The sequence below is a fragment of the Priestia sp. SIMBA_032 genome, assembly GCF_046535215.1.
GTDB lineage: Bacteria > Bacillota > Bacilli > Bacillales > Bacillaceae_H > Priestia > Priestia aryabhattai.
The window spans coordinates 1-361 of sequence record NZ_JAWRXD010000241.1; the positions used below are offsets into that span (position 1 = coordinate 1).

Consider the following 361-nt stretch of genomic DNA (forward strand, 5'->3'; position numbering starts at 1 on the left):
CGTCTCAAACGGTTAGGGGCTGGTTAGGTTGCCCCTAAGATTCCAAAATATATGTAGCTTTCTGAGATTGGATGTAAGTCGAGGCTGTACCACCAACGTTTTACCCTCTGATCATGGAGCGTTGCTGCCGCTTCATCATTCTGACGAAACCTTCAGTAGGTTTGTCCAGTACCGCTTCCTTGCCGAGCGATAACAGCAACAACGGTTGTTGGCCGCGCCCACGATTGACCATTAGCCGTCCTAAAAATGCTGCGGCTCTTAGGTTGTCATTGAATTCCTGTCTCAGACATCGCCTTAAGCCCGACGTCACCAGGTCAGCAATCTGAATGCCAAAATCGCTTTTGGAGTCAACGAATTGGAT

The 361-nt window shown here is 49.0% G+C and carries 1 protein-coding gene; it reads right to left on the reverse strand.

The window, feature by feature from the left end; translation table 11 throughout:
• Window positions 1–100: 100 nt before the first annotated feature.
• Window positions 101–361: DUF3800 domain-containing protein (locus tag SB717_RS34185; protein ID WP_410907274.1), on the reverse strand; the 261-nt coding region annotated here is incomplete at its 5' end.